General features: G+C 45.5%; 14 protein-coding genes and 1 pseudogene. 3 read left to right on the top strand and 12 right to left on the bottom strand.

Annotation, left to right across the window (positions count from 1 at the left end; translation table 11 throughout):
* Positions 1-4: 4 nt before the first annotated feature.
* From glmM to cdaA, 3 genes are read right to left on the bottom strand one after another with little or no spacing between them, the layout of a single operon-like run.
* Positions 5-1357, bottom strand: a complete 1353-nt coding sequence (gene glmM, locus ACHBGV_RS07180) for a phosphoglucosamine mutase (RefSeq protein ID WP_394735992.1) — start codon at positions 1355-1357, stop codon at positions 5-7.
* A gap of 28 nt (positions 1358-1385) precedes the next feature.
* Positions 1386-2099, bottom strand: a complete 714-nt coding sequence (locus tag ACHBGV_RS07185) for a YbbR-like domain-containing protein (RefSeq protein WP_105122729.1) — start codon at positions 2097-2099, stop codon at positions 1386-1388.
* On the bottom strand, positions 2099-2941 hold the full coding sequence (cdaA, locus tag ACHBGV_RS07190) for a diadenylate cyclase CdaA (protein WP_105110752.1): 843 nt from the start codon (positions 2939-2941) through the stop codon (positions 2099-2101). Before cdaA ends, ACHBGV_RS07185 begins: the two co-directional genes overlap by 1 nt.
* Positions 2942-3098: 157 nt before the next feature.
* Here cdaA and murT point away from each other — a divergent pair, with 157 nt between their 5' ends.
* The gene (gene murT / locus ACHBGV_RS07195; protein WP_394735993.1) at positions 3099-4442 is read left to right on the top strand and encodes a lipid II isoglutaminyl synthase subunit MurT; all 1344 of its coding nucleotides are present in this window, start codon (positions 3099-3101) and stop codon (positions 4440-4442) included.
* The gene (gene gatD / locus ACHBGV_RS07200) at positions 4442-5227 is read left to right on the top strand and encodes a lipid II isoglutaminyl synthase subunit GatD (protein ID WP_394735994.1); all 786 of its coding nucleotides are present in this window, start codon (positions 4442-4444) and stop codon (positions 5225-5227) included. The genes murT and gatD overlap by 1 nt, the downstream gene beginning before the upstream one ends.
* Positions 5228-5265: 38 nt before the next feature.
* On the opposite strand, the gene ACHBGV_RS07205 is transcribed toward gatD, so the two are convergent.
* The 3 genes from ACHBGV_RS07205 to ACHBGV_RS07215 form a co-directional block, all read right to left on the bottom strand.
* A complete protein-coding gene (locus ACHBGV_RS07205; RefSeq protein WP_394735995.1) occupies positions 5266-6093 on the bottom strand; it encodes a putative RNA methyltransferase in 828 nt (275 codons plus the stop codon).
* Between the two features lies 1 nt (position 6094).
* Complete coding sequence (locus ACHBGV_RS07210) at positions 6095-6571, bottom strand: DUF3955 domain-containing protein (RefSeq protein ID WP_394735996.1); 477 nt, start codon at positions 6569-6571, stop codon at positions 6095-6097.
* A gap of 186 nt (positions 6572-6757) precedes the next feature.
* Entirely contained in the window at positions 6758-8656 is a 1899-nt protein-coding gene (locus ACHBGV_RS07215; RefSeq protein WP_394735997.1) for an ABC-F family ATP-binding cassette domain-containing protein, read from the bottom strand.
* A gap of 304 nt (positions 8657-8960) precedes the next feature.
* Here ACHBGV_RS07215 and ACHBGV_RS07220 point away from each other — a divergent pair.
* Positions 8961-9709 (top strand): annotated as a pseudogene (locus ACHBGV_RS07220) (IS3 family transposase); the annotation flags it as partial.
* Positions 9710-9747: 38 nt separating this feature from the next.
* On the opposite strand, the gene ACHBGV_RS07225 reads toward ACHBGV_RS07220, so the two are convergent.
* The 6 genes from ACHBGV_RS07225 to ACHBGV_RS07250 form a co-directional block, all read right to left on the bottom strand.
* Complete coding sequence (locus tag ACHBGV_RS07225; RefSeq protein WP_105122658.1) at positions 9748-9903, bottom strand: glycosyltransferase; 156 nt, start codon at positions 9901-9903, stop codon at positions 9748-9750.
* On the bottom strand, positions 9896-10072 hold the full coding sequence (locus ACHBGV_RS07230; RefSeq protein WP_105110744.1) for a glycosyltransferase family A protein: 177 nt from the start codon (positions 10070-10072) through the stop codon (positions 9896-9898). The genes ACHBGV_RS07225 and ACHBGV_RS07230 overlap by 8 nt, the downstream gene beginning before the upstream one ends.
* Before the next feature lie 90 nt (positions 10073-10162).
* Positions 10163-10519, bottom strand: a complete 357-nt coding sequence (locus tag ACHBGV_RS07235) for a hypothetical protein (protein WP_238143406.1) — start codon at positions 10517-10519, stop codon at positions 10163-10165.
* 12 nt (positions 10520-10531) lie between these two features.
* Positions 10532-11251 carry a M57 family metalloprotease gene (locus tag ACHBGV_RS07240; protein WP_394735998.1) on the bottom strand — a complete coding sequence of 240 codons (720 nt, stop codon included), beginning with the start codon at positions 11249-11251 and terminating at the stop codon, positions 10532-10534.
* A gap of 68 nt (positions 11252-11319) precedes the next feature.
* Positions 11320-12096 carry an alpha/beta hydrolase family protein gene (locus tag ACHBGV_RS07245; RefSeq protein WP_105110741.1) on the bottom strand — a complete coding sequence of 259 codons (777 nt, stop codon included), beginning with the start codon at positions 12094-12096 and terminating at the stop codon, positions 11320-11322.
* Between the two features lie 57 nt (positions 12097-12153).
* Complete coding sequence (locus ACHBGV_RS07250; RefSeq protein ID WP_105110740.1) at positions 12154-13815, bottom strand: ribonuclease J; 1662 nt, start codon at positions 13813-13815, stop codon at positions 12154-12156.
* Between the last annotated feature and the right edge of the window lie 263 nt (positions 13816-14078).

A 14078-nucleotide genomic window follows, 5' to 3' on the forward strand; every position in this document is an offset into this window, starting at 1 on the left:
TTTCTTAATCTAAACCGATTTCCGCACGGACCACATCGGCAATAGTGTCCACGTAGTAATCGACTTCAGCATCCGTTGGCGCTTCTGCCATGACACGCAAGAGGGGCTCAGTGCCACTTGGGCGAACCAAGATACGACCGTTGCCAGCCATTTCTGCTTCCATTTTTTCAATGATAGCTGCAATAGCAGGCACTTCCATTGCCTTATCCTTCATGCTGTTTTCCACACGGATATTGACCAATTTTTGTGGGTAAATGGTCACTTCTGCTGCCAATTCTGACAATTTCTTACCCGTTTCTTTCATGATTTTGGTCAATTGCACAGCGGTCAGCTGGCCGTCTCCTGTGGTGTTATAATCCATGAGAATAACATGTCCTGACTGCTCACCGCCGACATTATAGCCAGACTTCCGCATTTCTTCAACGACATAGCGGTCACCAACTGCGGTCACGGCTTTTTCAATTCCCTCGCGGTCCAAGGCCTTATGGAAACCAAGGTTAGACATAACAGTTGTCACAATGGTATTTTTGGCTAAGAGCCCCTTGTCCGCTAAGTTTTTCCCGACAATATACATGATACGGTCGCCATCAACTAGGTCACCATTTTCATCGACAGCAATCAGGCGGTCGCTGTCTCCGTCAAAGGCAAGTCCAATCTGGCTACCCGATTCCTTGACCAATTCCTGTAATTTTTCTGGATGTGTTGAGCCAACGCCCTCGTTGATATTCAATCCGTCTGGATGTTCAGCCATAACTGTCAATTTAGCACCCAAATCTGCAAAAACTTGACGGGCACTGGTTGCAGCTGCACCATTGGCTGTATCCAAAGCAACTTTCATTCCCTCCAACTCCAAGCCTGTTGACACCAGGAATTGCTGGTATTTACGCAAGCCTTCTGGATAATCTACCACATCTCCCAAACCTTGGGCAGACGGGCGCGGAAGTGTGTCCTCTTCAGCATCCAAGAGTGCTTCAATTTCTGCTTCCAAGGCATCGTCCAATTTGAAACCGTCACCCGCAAAGAACTTAATTCCGTTATCTTGAGCAGGGTTATGGCTGGCAGAAATCATGACACCCGCACTGGCTTTTTCTGTCTTGACCAAATGCGCCACACCCGGCGTTGCCAAGACGCCTAACTTGTATACATGAATACCGACTGAGAGAAGGCCGGCAACCAAAGCCGCCTCCAACATCTGTCCAGAAATACGCGTATCACGCGCCACAAAGACACGTGGCGTATCCGTTTCGTGTTGACTGAGAACATAGCCACCAAAACGACCCAACTTGAAAGCCAATTCTGGCGTCAATTCTACGTTTGCTTCACCACGGACACCGTCCGTACCAAAATATTTACCCATTTTTCAATTTCCTCAATATGTATTTGATTTATTTCATTTCTTTTACAGTTACTTGAATATTTGTAGTTCGTTCTGACAAAACAACCGGCAATACATTGCCGTCGGCGTCAACAGCCTGAATGGTTGCCTTACCACTGTAGTCCTTGTCAAGCTCTGCCAAGTCCATGACCACTGCTTCTATGTGGTCGATTTGTGCCAAGGTATCGGCATCAGACGTGACCTTAACCGAGTCTAGGGTCACAGACACCTTGTCTATAGCATAACCTGTTTTGAGCTGATTGCTATAAACCTTTCCTTCAACTGTATAACTCCGGCTAACCTTGTAGCCAATTTTCACCTTCATCTCAGCCGGAGAAAGAGTGGCATTCAAACCAGAAGGCAGGTTGGTCACCTGCAGCTCTACCGCCCGTTGACCAATCTCAAGATTATTTAAATCTGCTGTTACATGAAAGGTCCTGGTCAGTGGATCAGATTCCCGTTGCAAAATAACCCGGTCTGAGCCAGTCAACTCTACAGTCACACTAGGCGAAAAGCCTGAAATAAAATATTTATCACTGTCATAGCTAATATCAATCGGCACATTGGCTAGTGTATAAGTGTAGGTTTCCGATTCTTTCTGCGTTGTTGCACTAGTAGCGACTAAATTATTCTTATAATTGGTCGTGGTAGCATAGAAGAAGAGCAACAAAGACAGGAGAATAGACAGGACCAAATGTCCAATCTGCTTATATTTTTCGTGCATCATCGTCCACCTAACCTCCTCAACCAAGATTTTTTGGCCGCAACTGTCGGCACAAATAGGTCACGCAATTCCTGCTCAAATTCTTCCAGGCTCAGATTATGCCTGAAAATACCATTATGGGCCGTCGAGATGCCGCCTGTTTCCTCTGAAACCACGAAAACAAAGGCATCAGAAGCCTCTGAAAGGCCGATAGCAGCCCTGTGTCGCGTACCAAATTCTTTTGAAATACCCGCACTTTCCGTCAATGGCAAGTAGGCACATGCCACAGCTACCTTTTCGTCTTTAATAATGACAGCACCGTCATGCAGAGGGGTATTGGGAATAAAGATATTGATGAGCAATTCCCGCGAAACATCCGCATCCAGAGGAATGCCTGTTGACTTGTACTCTTGCAAGGTCTGGGCCCTCTCGACAGCTACCAGGGCTCCGATTTTTCGAGGAGACATGTAGGCAACTGCCTGGACATAGGCCTGAACCAGGCTTTCTTCTGTGCTAAGATTGGCAGAAGAAAACAGCTGGGTGGTTCGACCCAATTTTTCCAATACTGAACGCAATTCCGGAGCAAAAATGATAACCGCTGCGATTACCCCATAGGTGATAACCTGGTTCATGAGCCAAGAAATAGTCTGAAGCCCAAGCAAGCTTGCAACAAGCTGGGCGACAATGAACAGGAATACCCCTCGAATAAGGGTCATAATCTTGGTCCCTGCGATCGCCTTGCTAAAATTATAAATCAAATAGAGAACGATACTAATATCGATGAGATGCAAGGCTGCCGTCCAAGGACTGGCTATCAAACTTGACCAATACCCAACATCAAATAATTGGTTTAAGTTTAACATGGATTCCTCAATACTTTCTTTCTTATTTTCTTTTTCAAATGGAAACTAGTATTTCTATTGTACCATATTTTTCCGTCTCTTCCCATGATTAGCTACGCCCTATTTCTGACTATTCTCCATTCTAGAAAATCCCGACACTTTGTGTTACAATAAATCCATGAAAATAAGTACATTACTCGGCATTGCCGCAGGAAAAACCAGCCAGTTTGTCCTCAACAAACTAGGACGTGGCACTACCCTACCTGGGAAAATTGCCCTCAAATTCGATAAAGATATTTTAGATATTTTGGCCAAGGACTACAAAATTGTCGTCGTCACTGGAACCAACGGAAAAACCCTGACCACTGCTCTAACGGTCGGTATTTTGGAAGAAGCTTTTGGGGCGGTCACTACCAATACCAGCGGTGCCAATATGATTACAGGTATCACAGCGACTTTTCTGTCTGCCAAGAAAAATAAAAAGGGCAAGAAAATTGCGGTGCTAGAAATCGACGAGGCCAGCCTCAGCAAGGTCACAGACTATATCAAGCCAAGTCTGATTGTCTTTACCAATATTTTCCGTGACCAGATGGACCGCTACGGTGAGATTTATACGACCTACCAGATGATTTTGGACGGTGCTGCAAAAGCTCCTCAGGCAACCATTTTAGCAAACGGGGATAGTCCCCTCTTCAACTCGACGGCAGTGGTCAATCCGGTCAAGTATTACGGATTCGCGACTCAAGAACACGAACCGCGTCTGGCCCATTACAATACCGAAGGCGTTCTCTGTCCTCATTGCCACCAGATTATCCAGTACAAGCTCAATACCTACGCCAACTTGGGCAGCTACATCTGTAACAACTGTGGCTTTAGCCGACCTGAGTTGGACTACAAGTTGACAGAATTGAAAGAAATTACCAATACTTCTTCCACTTTTGTCATTGACGGTCAGGATTATAAGATTAACATCGGTGGGCTTTACAATATCTACAACGCCCTAGCGGCTGTCAGCGTAGCAGCATTTTTCGGAGTAGCACCTGAGAAAATCAAGGCAGGTTTTGATAAGTCCAAGGCTGTTTTCGGTCGGCAGGAAACCTTCAAGGTCGGCGATAAAGATTGTACCCTTGTCCTCATTAAAAATCCAGTCGGTGCTACTCAGGCTATCGAAATGATGAAACTAGCCACTTATGATTTTAGCTTGTCTGTCCTTCTCAATGCCAACTACGCTGACGGTATTGATACTAGCTGGATTTGGGATGCTGACTTTGAACAGATTACCCAAATGGACATTCCTCAAGTCTTTGCAGGCGGTGTTCGTTCATCTGAAATCGCCCGTCGCCTCCGTGTGACTGGCTATCCTGAAGACCAGATTACTGAAACGCCGAAACTGGAAGATATTATGACCTTGATTGAGCAGTCGAGCAGTCAGCAGGCCTATATCCTCGCAACCTATACGGCTATGCTGGAATTCCGTGACTTGCTGGCTCAACGCCAAGCCGTTGGAAAGGAGATGAAATAATGGTCTATACGTCATTAAAAAGTCCTGAAAAAGACTATCACTACGATCTCCACATCGCCCATCTTTACGGTGATTTGATGAACACCTACGGTGACAATGGCAATATCCTCATGCTCAAGTATGTGGCTGAAAAGCTGGGGGCTCGTGTTCAGGTGGACATCGTTTCTCTGACAGATGAATTTGACAAGGATTTCTACGACATCGCCTTTTTCGGTGGCGGTCAGGACTATGAGCAGTCTATTTTAGCCAAGGATTTACCGATAAAAAAAGACAGCCTAGCAGACTTTATCGAAAACGACGGCGTCATGCTGGCTATCTGCGGTGGCTTCCAGTTGCTCGGTCAATACTACATCGAAGCTGGCGGCCGCAAGATTGACGGACTGGGTATCATGGGCCACTACACCCTCAACCAGACCAATAACCGTTACATCGGTGACATCAAAATTCACAATGATGAATTTAACGAAACCTACTATGGTTTTGAAAACCACCAAGGCCGTACCTTCCTAGCTGACAACCAAAAACCGCTGGGCAAGGTTGTCTATGGCAATGGCAATAACAAGGAAGATGGCGGCGAGGGCCTACACTATAAAAATACCTTCGGCAGCTACTTCCACGGACCAATCCTGTCCCGAAATGCCAACCTAGCCTACCGCCTGGTCACTACTGCCCTCCGTAAAAAATACGGACAAGACATCCAACTTGCCAGCTACGCTGACATCCTCAGCAAAGAAGTCGCTGAAGAATATGGCGATGTGAAAAGCAAGGCAGAGTTTGAGAAATAAAGCAAAACCGCTTCTGGTAACAGAGGCGGTTTCATTTTTTATATCGTTCCAACCAAAAGCACTCCCTCAACCGTAATCTCGGTCAACTGGCTCAAGTCCAGTTTGGACTGGTCCACTTGGAAAAAGAGGGGCGTCATGTCTGCTAAGACTTGAGCATGGGCGGCTGTAATCGGCAAGGTCCGGCTGACCAGCACTTGCTCCACCTGCCCCATGTAAGACTGGAAATGGTCCACGATATCTTGGTTATCATAAGACTCCTTGCGGAGTTGGTCTTTGGCTAAATGGCGGAGCTCTTTGAGGTGATTGGGACCTGGGACCAGTTTGAGAATAGCCCCACCAGCTTTCAGCACTCTGGCAAACTCCTGATAATTAGCTGGGGAAAAGATGTCCAAGATACCGTCAATAGTTCTGTCTTGAATGGGCAACTTGGTCAAGTCACCGACAAACCATTTGACCGACTTGGTGCTGTCTGTTTTAGCTGCTAGGAGAATGGAATCCTTGGAAATATCAAAAGCAAGAATGTCCAAGTCCATTTTCTCGGCTAACTTACGAGAATAAAAGCCCTCCCCGCAACCGATGTCCAAGACAGACCGCAAGCCTAGCTCTGCTATTTTCCCTTCCAAAGCCTCATAGAGATGATTGTAATAGCCCGCCTCTAAAAAGGCCTGGCGGTTTTCAAAGCTAGACTTGTGGTAGTTGGCGGACTGCTTGACCTGGGGTGCCAGATTGACGTAGCCTTGCTTGGCGATATCGAAGGTGTGGCGGTTGGGACAGCGGAGGCTGTTGAGGTCAAGACCAAGAGTCTGCCCACAATGTGGACAGGCGAAAAATTGGTCACTGTTGATAAAACGTGTGTGTTTGGTCATGTTACTTATTTTCTTTTCTAAAGCGATACAGGGCTAGTCCTGATAGGAGCGTGGCAATGGCTCCTGTAAAGACTAGCAAGTAGCCGACTGGAATGAGATAAAAATTTTCATGCAGAATGCCCTTGGCATCGACATACTCGACAGAGTTGGCCTTGATGACAAAGCAGACGAAGCCGAGAAGCATGAGAAAACTACCGATAATGGTAATGGTCAGGTGCATCTGGGTACGGCGGCCTTCACGACCGTCTTTTACAAGTTTTTCTGTCATGTTGTTCATGTCAGTTCCTCCTAAGATAAGGTGATCTAAGGAGATCGAAAAGACAGAGGACATGAGAATCAAGAGTTCCAAGTCGGGCAGGTTTTTGTCATTTTCCCAGTTAGAAACGGCCTGCCTGGTCACATTGAGCTTGAGGGCAAACTGTTCCTGGGTCAAACCTTCCTTCTTACGTAAGTCTTTGATTTGTTGTCCAAAGTTCATTTCTTCTCCTTTTCAGAACCTGTCTGGCAGGTCCTGACTTTATCTTAGCCTATCGGTCAATGATTGCCAAGAAAGACTGGCTTGCTCTGGACTTTTTTAGCGAAAGGTGGTCTTGCTAACTCCGCAAGACTGGCTTGCAATCCTGTTCTATCAAGGGTTTGAGCCTCTTGTCAACTTGCTGTCAACCTAGCCCATCTGCTCAGATAATTCTTCCCATTCTTCCATGAGGCTTTCTTGCTGGCTGGTCAGTTGGTCGATTTCTTTCTGGTAATCGGTCAGCTGACCGATGTCATTGGTTTCTAGCATGGCTTGATTGAGCTCACTCAAGCGGTTTTCAATGGTATCGATTTCTGCCTCGATTTGCTCGATGCGGCGGGCTAGTTTGCGTTGCTCTTTTTGGTTTTCCTTTTGGGCTTGGTAGTCCATGGCTCCGGCTGATTGGCTAGTACTTTCTAGCTGGGCAGGCTGGGCTTCTGCTTCCTGCTCTGCCTTTTTCTCCAGATAATAGTCATAGTCGCCTAAGTAGAGCGTGGAGCCAGATTCCGAGATTTCCAGCACCTTGGTGGCGACGCGGTTGATGAAATAGCGGTCGTGGCTGACAAAGAGCAGGGTGCCGTCAAAGTCGATGAGGGCATTTTCCAGGACCTCCTTGCTGTCGATATCCAAGTGGTTGGTCGGCTCATCGAGGATGAGGAAGTTGTTGTTTTCCATGGACAGCTTAGCAAGGAGCAGGCGGGCTTTTTCCCCACCCGACAGCATGGAAACGGACTTTTTGACATCGTCACCAGAGAAGAGAAAGGCTCCCAGGCGGTTGCGGATTTCCACTTCAGGCGTGGTTGGAAAGGCGGACCAGAGCTCCTCCAAGACTGTGTTGGAAGGCGTCAGGGCAGACTGGGTCTGGTCGTAGTAGCCCACTTCCACATTGGCACCGAGCCTGGCTTCCCCTTTGATAAATGGCAGAGCTCCGATGATGGATTTGAGTAGGGTAGTTTTTCCGATTCCATTCGGGCCGACTATGGCAATGGCATCTAGTTTCCGTTGGTCAATAGAAATAGGCTGAGAAAGTATTTCTCCATCGTAACCCACCGCAGCATTTTCCACTGTCAAGACGATATTGCCAGAAGTCTTGTCCGACTTGAAGGTCATGTTGGCAGACTTCTGACCAGTTGTTGGCTTGTCCAGTCGCTCCATCTTTTCCAACTGCTTGCGTCTAGCCTGAGCACGCTTGGTGGTCGAAGCACGGACAATATTTTTCTGGACAAAGTCTTCTAGTTTAGCTATTTCCTTCTGCTGCTTTTCATAGTTTTGCAATTCCGTTTGCAACTTCTGCTCTTTGAGCTCAACAAACTGAGAATAATTGCCCACATAGCGATCCAAGGAATGCTTGGTCAAATCCAGTGTCAGTGTCGCCACCTTGTCCAAGAAATAGCGGTCATGGCTGACGATAATCAAAGCTCCCTTGTAATGCACTAGGTAGTTTTCTAACCAAGCAATGGTTTCAATGTCCAGGTGGTTGGTCGGCTCGTCCAGGACCAATAACTCTGGGCTTTCAAGAAGCATTTTTGCCAGAGCAAGTCGAGTATTCTGACCGCCGGAGAGTTCGGATATCTTCATGTCCCACATGGTCTGGTCAAACTTAAAACCATTCAAAATGGCACGGATGTCTGCCTCATAGCTAAAACCACCTGCCAGACGAAATTCCTCCGACAGACTATCATAGGTCTTCATGAGCTGGTCGAGTTCATTACCAGAAAGACTGCCCATTTGCTCTTCCATAGACCGCAGGCGTTTCTCCGTCATCCGCAGATCGTCAAAGACATGGAGCATTTCATCGTAAATAGTATTTGCCGACTCAAAACGGCTGTCCTGTGCCAGGTAAGAAAGCGACAAATCTCGCTTGGTAGAAATCTCTCCGCTTGTCGCTGCTTCTTCCCCGACAAGGATTTTGAGCAGAGTAGACTTGCCTGCTCCATTTTTTCCGACAAGGGCAATCCGATCCCGCTCATCCACTTGAATGTTGATATTGTTAAATAAAACTTCGCCCGCAAAAGAGCGTTCAATCTTGTTTCCGTTCAATATAATCATACTCAATATTTTACCATAAAACACTCAAAAACTCCCCCACAGAAAAAGTAGAGGAGTTCCAATAAAAGGGAAGTTCACCATACTTCTATGAACTAATGTCTAGAAATAAGTCTTAAGAAACATTATTCTAGCGACAGTGAATCTTCACCAGTAATAGAACGGACTAACCGTAGTAAATAACTCCAATCAACCTTAAACTGATTAAATCGACTCCTCTGACTATAAACTTGTTTCAACTGATTTTGTATAGAAGATAAAAAACTTAGCGGAACTGTTTCATATACACTTAAATATAGACAAGCTCCAAACAACTTCTGAACAGGAAAATTTAGGCTTGATGAATGTCATCAAGGAACTTCATAGCCAGCATAATGGTATTCTTGGTTATCGTCGTATGATGCTATTTGTCAATCGCAAGCTTTAAACAAACTACAACAGGAAGCGGATTCGACGCTTGATGCACATTCTAGGTCTACGTTCCATTATCAGAAGAGCCAAGGGGCATTGTACTAAGACTAGCTTTGTCAATGTAGAGGACAACATTCTCAATAGTGATTTTACAGCTACTGCTCTAAATCAGAAATGGTGTACAGATGTGACTTTCTTGAAGTACGGTTTCAGCTGTAAAGCCTATTTGAGTGCTATTAAGGACCTTTACGACTGCTCAGTTGTCGCTTACGTAGTTGGTCAGTTTAATGATAATGAGTTGGTGTTAGAGACACTTCGTAAAGCACGGAAAGCTAACCTGATGCGACACCATTGATTCACAGCGACCGAGGTTCGCAGTATACTTCGAAAGATTATTACCGTTTAACTACCCAGTATCAGATGACCCGCTCCATGTCTCGTGTTGGTAAGTGTATTGACAATGCACCAATTGAGAGTTTCTTTGGGCACTTTAAGACGGAGTGCTGTGATTTGAAGAAATATAAGACTTTTGAGGAGCTAGTTTCAGATATTGATGCCTACATCTATTTTTACAATCATCAACGTTTTCAAGAGCACAACAACGGCCTTGCCCCTCTTGAAATGAGGAACAAGGCCGTCGCCTAATCTTTTATTATTTCATTGTCCACTTGACAGGGAGCTATTCATACAATCCCTGTGTTTTCCAAATAATCAATCTGAATTACAAAACAATCTGGGTGAGCGATATTATCCGAATCCATACGAGCAATAAATTCAGTTTTAATCTCACTCAAAGCTAGATTTATACTAGTAGAAATACCTAGATTTTTATCAAATATATCCTAGGCCCCGATAAGACTTTATGATGTCTGCAGTCTTATCCTCACTGCCATCATCAACAATAAGGAACTTAAAATCTTGGTAGCTTTGACAGAGGATACTATCTATTGCTTCCTTAACAATAGTCTCCCTATTATAGACTGGCATAATTACAGTTAGCTTTGCCATTATTTCTCCAAAATATTTCCCAACTTAATTAATAGTAACATTACTTTTACAATTATAGTAGCAAAAAATCCAGCTCTGGACTGGATTTCATCAATTCACAAAGCCTTGCAAGAGTTCCCAATGTTGCCAGACAAGGTATAGCCCGCCTCCGATAATGATAAGCAAAATCAGGAATTTTATCAAGCCTTTGACAAAGCGGACGATAAGCATCAAAATCATGGACACAATCAACCAGCCCCAGGCCGATGAATTGAGTAGATTATCCATACCAGTCAGGCTTGAGCCTGCCATTGCTCGCAAGGGAGCTGGAATTTTCTCTAGCCAGTCGGTGGTCAGACCAAGCTGGCGGACAATGGCTGAGCTGGTTGACTGCAGCCAGACAAAGATACCAGCATTGTAAAGCAAGAGAAAAGCTTGTTCGGGATAACGCTTAATGAACTTAATCAAAATAAATCCTTTCTAGTTGTTTGCATAAAGCTGAATGACCGCATCCACATCTTCCTGCTGAATGCCTGTATAGGACCCTGCAGACTCCATGACAGAAGCTCTGCCATCTTCATGGCCTAAGCCAAGGGCATGCCCCAGCTCATGCTCAGCTGTGTGCAGGATTCGGTCAAATTCATAACCATATTGGGGATTTAAAAGATAGTAACGATTGAGTCTCACCGTCACACTGGTATAAAAATTGGTCAGAAGATTGGTCGTCGAATTGGCCTCCCCAGCAGCCTGGGTAGTACTATCATTGACATCTGTCGCAATAATATCTGCTGCCTCCGGGCTATCGACCAACTCAAACGTAAAGGCACCTGTCTGGTTCCAATTGGCAATGGCCTGCACGTAGGCCTGGCGTAAAATTGGCTCCTGGCTCTCAATATATACCGTAGCACGATTGCTTTCCCACCGTCCATGGTCGCCTGTGTTGACAGTATCCGTAGCCAGATGCTTGATAGTATCGACACCCTCTTGTAGCTTGACTGGCGACTGTCCTTTGACAATCAGCTCCGCCTCCTGCAGAACCCTATCCAAGGTTTGGTAGGCATTTTCCCTCTGAAAAACAAAGAGCAAAGCCAGGGCCAGGGCTGTGATTAAAACAGTCGACCAGATAAAATTCCAAATCAAACTGACCAACCAAGTAAGAATTCTTAGGAAAAATCCAAGGACACTTTTTACTAGTTTCATAGACTATACCTCTTTCTGGAGATGGTCAACAGTATAGCAAATAAAGCTAAAATTTACCTTAAAGCAGCTTAGGATAGTCTTTCCTCCAACTCAAAGTCAATCGGTAGCCATTGGAGGACGTACTCGATTTGCTGGTTCCAATAGTGCCACTCGTGCTTACCAGGTCCCTTACTAGCCTCGATGTCCAAGCCCATCTTTTTCAAATCAGCAATAGCCTTCTCATGACCTGCAAAAAGAAAATCTTCCTCTCCACACCAAGCGTAAAACTTGGTTTTCTTATCTGACTGCTTGGCAATCTCTGTCAAATTATTTGGATTCTTAGCATTATGAATGTCTCCGAACACACCCGTCCAGTAGGCTAGATTTCCCAAATCAGCCGTCCCTTCATTGTCAAAATCAAAGGCCAGGGCACCAGAAAGCGAGGCTGCGTATGAAAAACGGTTGGTAGACAGGGCAATCTTGAAGGCACCATATCCGCCCATGGACAGACCAGCAATGAAGTTTTTCTCCCGCTTGTCGGACATATTTGGAAAGAACCGCTTGAGAACCTGCGGCAGTTCAATGGCAATGGCATCGTAATAATTCATGCCGTAGGTCGTATTAGTGTACCAGCCCTTGTCCGTATTAACCATGACAACGATGAGATTGGTATAGCGTACCAATCGTTCTATGGTCGAGCGATTGAGCCAGGAATCCTGATTGCCACCCATCCCATGCAAGAGGTAGAGGACTGGGATATCCTTATCATCAGGATTAGGTATACGATTGCGGTCTGGATAAATGACATTAACCTGCCGTGACATATCCAAGGCCTCCGAATGATATTCAATTTTCATAATAGCCATTTGCTTTCTCCTATTCTAAAGAGCCAGTTTGGACTGGCTCTCATCACTTATTTTCTCTTATTTTACTTCCATAATCACCGGCAAAATAGCTGGGCGACGTTTGGTTTGGTCAAAGAGGAATTTTGCCAGGTCATCGCGGACAGTTGCCTTCAGTTCTGACCAGTCAAAGCTATCCTTGGTGAAGTAGTTTTCCACGCTGGCATTGACCAAATCAGATGCCTCACGCAGGATGTCCTTGCTCTTCTTGACATAGACAAAGCCACGGGTATTGACCCTCGCCTTAGAAATAATGCGTTTCTCACGGCGATTGACCGTCAGAGCCACGATGAAAATACCGTCCTCTGATAGGATTTTACGGTCACGGAGGACCACATTTCCCACATCTCCCATGGCATTACCATCAATCATAATATCCCCTGCTGGAACGGCCCCACTGTGGACAAAATCACCATCCTCATAGGCCATAACATCACCACGTTTGACGATGATAATATTTTCTGGATACATGCCAATTTCCAGCGCAGCCTTGGCGTGGGCGTTGAGTTGGCGATACTCACCTTGAATCGGGAAGAGATACTTGGGTTTCATGATATTGAGCATGAGCTGCAAATCACGCGCATTGCCGTGACCAGACACATGCAGGTTCTTGGCCACAGACTTGACGGTGCCCCCCGCCTTATAAATCATGTTTTCCACACGGGCTACAACCGCTTCCTTAGAAATACTTGGCGTCGTTACGATATAGACCAAATCGCCGTCCTTGATCTCAACATAGCGGTGACGTCCGATTGACATCTTGCGTAAACCATTGAGGGGCTCACCCATACGACCAGTTTCAAGAATAATCAGCTCATGGTCCTCATACTTGTTCATGTCCTTAGGCTTGACCAAGAGACGCTCGCTGACCAACTTCAATTTTTTCAGGGAAATAGCTGTGCGGACAATATTTTCCACGTCATGACCAGTCAGAACGACACGACGACCTGTCTTATCAGCTGCATCGAAAATTTGCTGGATACGGGTAATATTGCTGGCCACTGCTGCTACAATGATACGACCTTCCCAGTCGGAAATGGTATTGTAAATTTCATTGGCCACCTCTTTCATGCTGGCCACCTGAACCTTACTATCCGCATTGGCAGAGTCAGAAAGCAGGGCCAAGACACCCTCGTTACCAATCTCAGCCAAGCGACCAAAATCCGTCTGGTAGAGCTTATCAGCTGCCTGGTCAAACTTGAAATCACCAGTATAGACGATATTGCCCTGGTCAGTCTTGATGACCACACCCAAACTCTCAGGAATGGAGTGTGTTGTCTGGAAGAAGGATACAACCGCATCACCAAAATCAATCTCCGTATCTGCATCGATGACATGGAAATCATTGAATTTTTTGGTAGAATTATTGTTTTTAACAATCAATTTTGCCAATTCCACCGTCAAGTGTGAACCGAAAACCGGTACCTTCACTTTTTCCAGCAGATAAGGCAGGGCACCAATGGCATCCGCATGCCCGTGGGACAAGAAAACGCCAGCCACACGCTGTTTGTTTTCTTCCAAATAATCAAAGTTTGGCACGACCACGTCCACACCCAGCTGTTCATTTTCAGGATATTTGGCTCCGGCGTCCAATACAAAAATATGCTCATTGACTTCAGCGATGTAGAGATTTTTTCCATTCTCACGTACACCACCGAGCGCCATGATTTTTATGCTACTCATCTTTTCTCCTTTGGGGCAATCATACCTGCCCAGTTTATTTTTTCATACCAACGGTCCTTGCCTCCTCACAGTTCAGACGCAAGTCGAATTACAGTCTGCTACACATGTAGCTGTCATTTCTATTATACAATTTTTCAGGAAAATTTACAAAAAACTCTGCCGATTGTTGACAGTGCTTTATTATCCGCTAAATTCTCAAAGTAAGTTCTAGTCTGTCTTAAAAACTGGAAATTAGACTGAGACAAGGAAATAAGGTAGAACTT

The organism is Streptococcus sp. A34, assembly GCF_043674115.1.
Classification (GTDB): Bacteria; Bacillota; Bacilli; order Lactobacillales; family Streptococcaceae; genus Streptococcus; species Streptococcus suis_V.

Excerpts from the sequence above, each read along its gene's own strand:
- ACHBGV_RS07215 (WP_394735997.1), bottom strand. The coding sequence starts at position 8,656 with ATGATTATATTGAACGGAAACAAGATTGAACGCTCTTTTGCGGGCGAA.
- glmM (WP_394735992.1), bottom strand. The coding sequence starts at position 1,357 with ATGGGTAAATATTTTGGTACGGACGGTGTCCGTGGTGAAGCAAACGTA.
- ACHBGV_RS07210 (WP_394735996.1), bottom strand. The coding sequence starts at position 6,571 with ATGAACTTTGGACAACAAATCAAAGACTTACGTAAGAAGGAAGGTTTG.
- ACHBGV_RS07185 (WP_105122729.1), bottom strand. The coding sequence starts at position 2,099 with ATGCACGAAAAATATAAGCAGATTGGACATTTGGTCCTGTCTATTCTC.
- ACHBGV_RS07250 (WP_105110740.1), bottom strand. The coding sequence starts at position 13,815 with ATGAGTAGCATAAAAATCATGGCGCTCGGTGGTGTACGTGAGAATGGA.
- ACHBGV_RS07230 (WP_105110744.1), bottom strand. The coding sequence starts at position 10,072 with ATGGCAAAGCTAACTGTAATTATGCCAGTCTATAATAGGGAGACTATT.
- ACHBGV_RS07245 (WP_105110741.1), bottom strand. The coding sequence starts at position 12,096 with ATGGCTATTATGAAAATTGAATATCATTCGGAGGCCTTGGATATGTCA.
- cdaA (WP_105110752.1), bottom strand. The coding sequence starts at position 2,941 with ATGTTAAACTTAAACCAATTATTTGATGTTGGGTATTGGTCAAGTTTG.
- ACHBGV_RS07205 (WP_394735995.1), bottom strand. The coding sequence starts at position 6,093 with ATGACCAAACACACACGTTTTATCAACAGTGACCAATTTTTCGCCTGT.
- murT (WP_394735993.1), top strand. The coding sequence starts at position 3,099 with ATGAAAATAAGTACATTACTCGGCATTGCCGCAGGAAAAACCAGCCAG.
- gatD (WP_394735994.1), top strand. The coding sequence starts at position 4,442 with ATGGTCTATACGTCATTAAAAAGTCCTGAAAAAGACTATCACTACGAT.
- ACHBGV_RS07240 (WP_394735998.1), bottom strand. The coding sequence starts at position 11,251 with ATGAAACTAGTAAAAAGTGTCCTTGGATTTTTCCTAAGAATTCTTACT.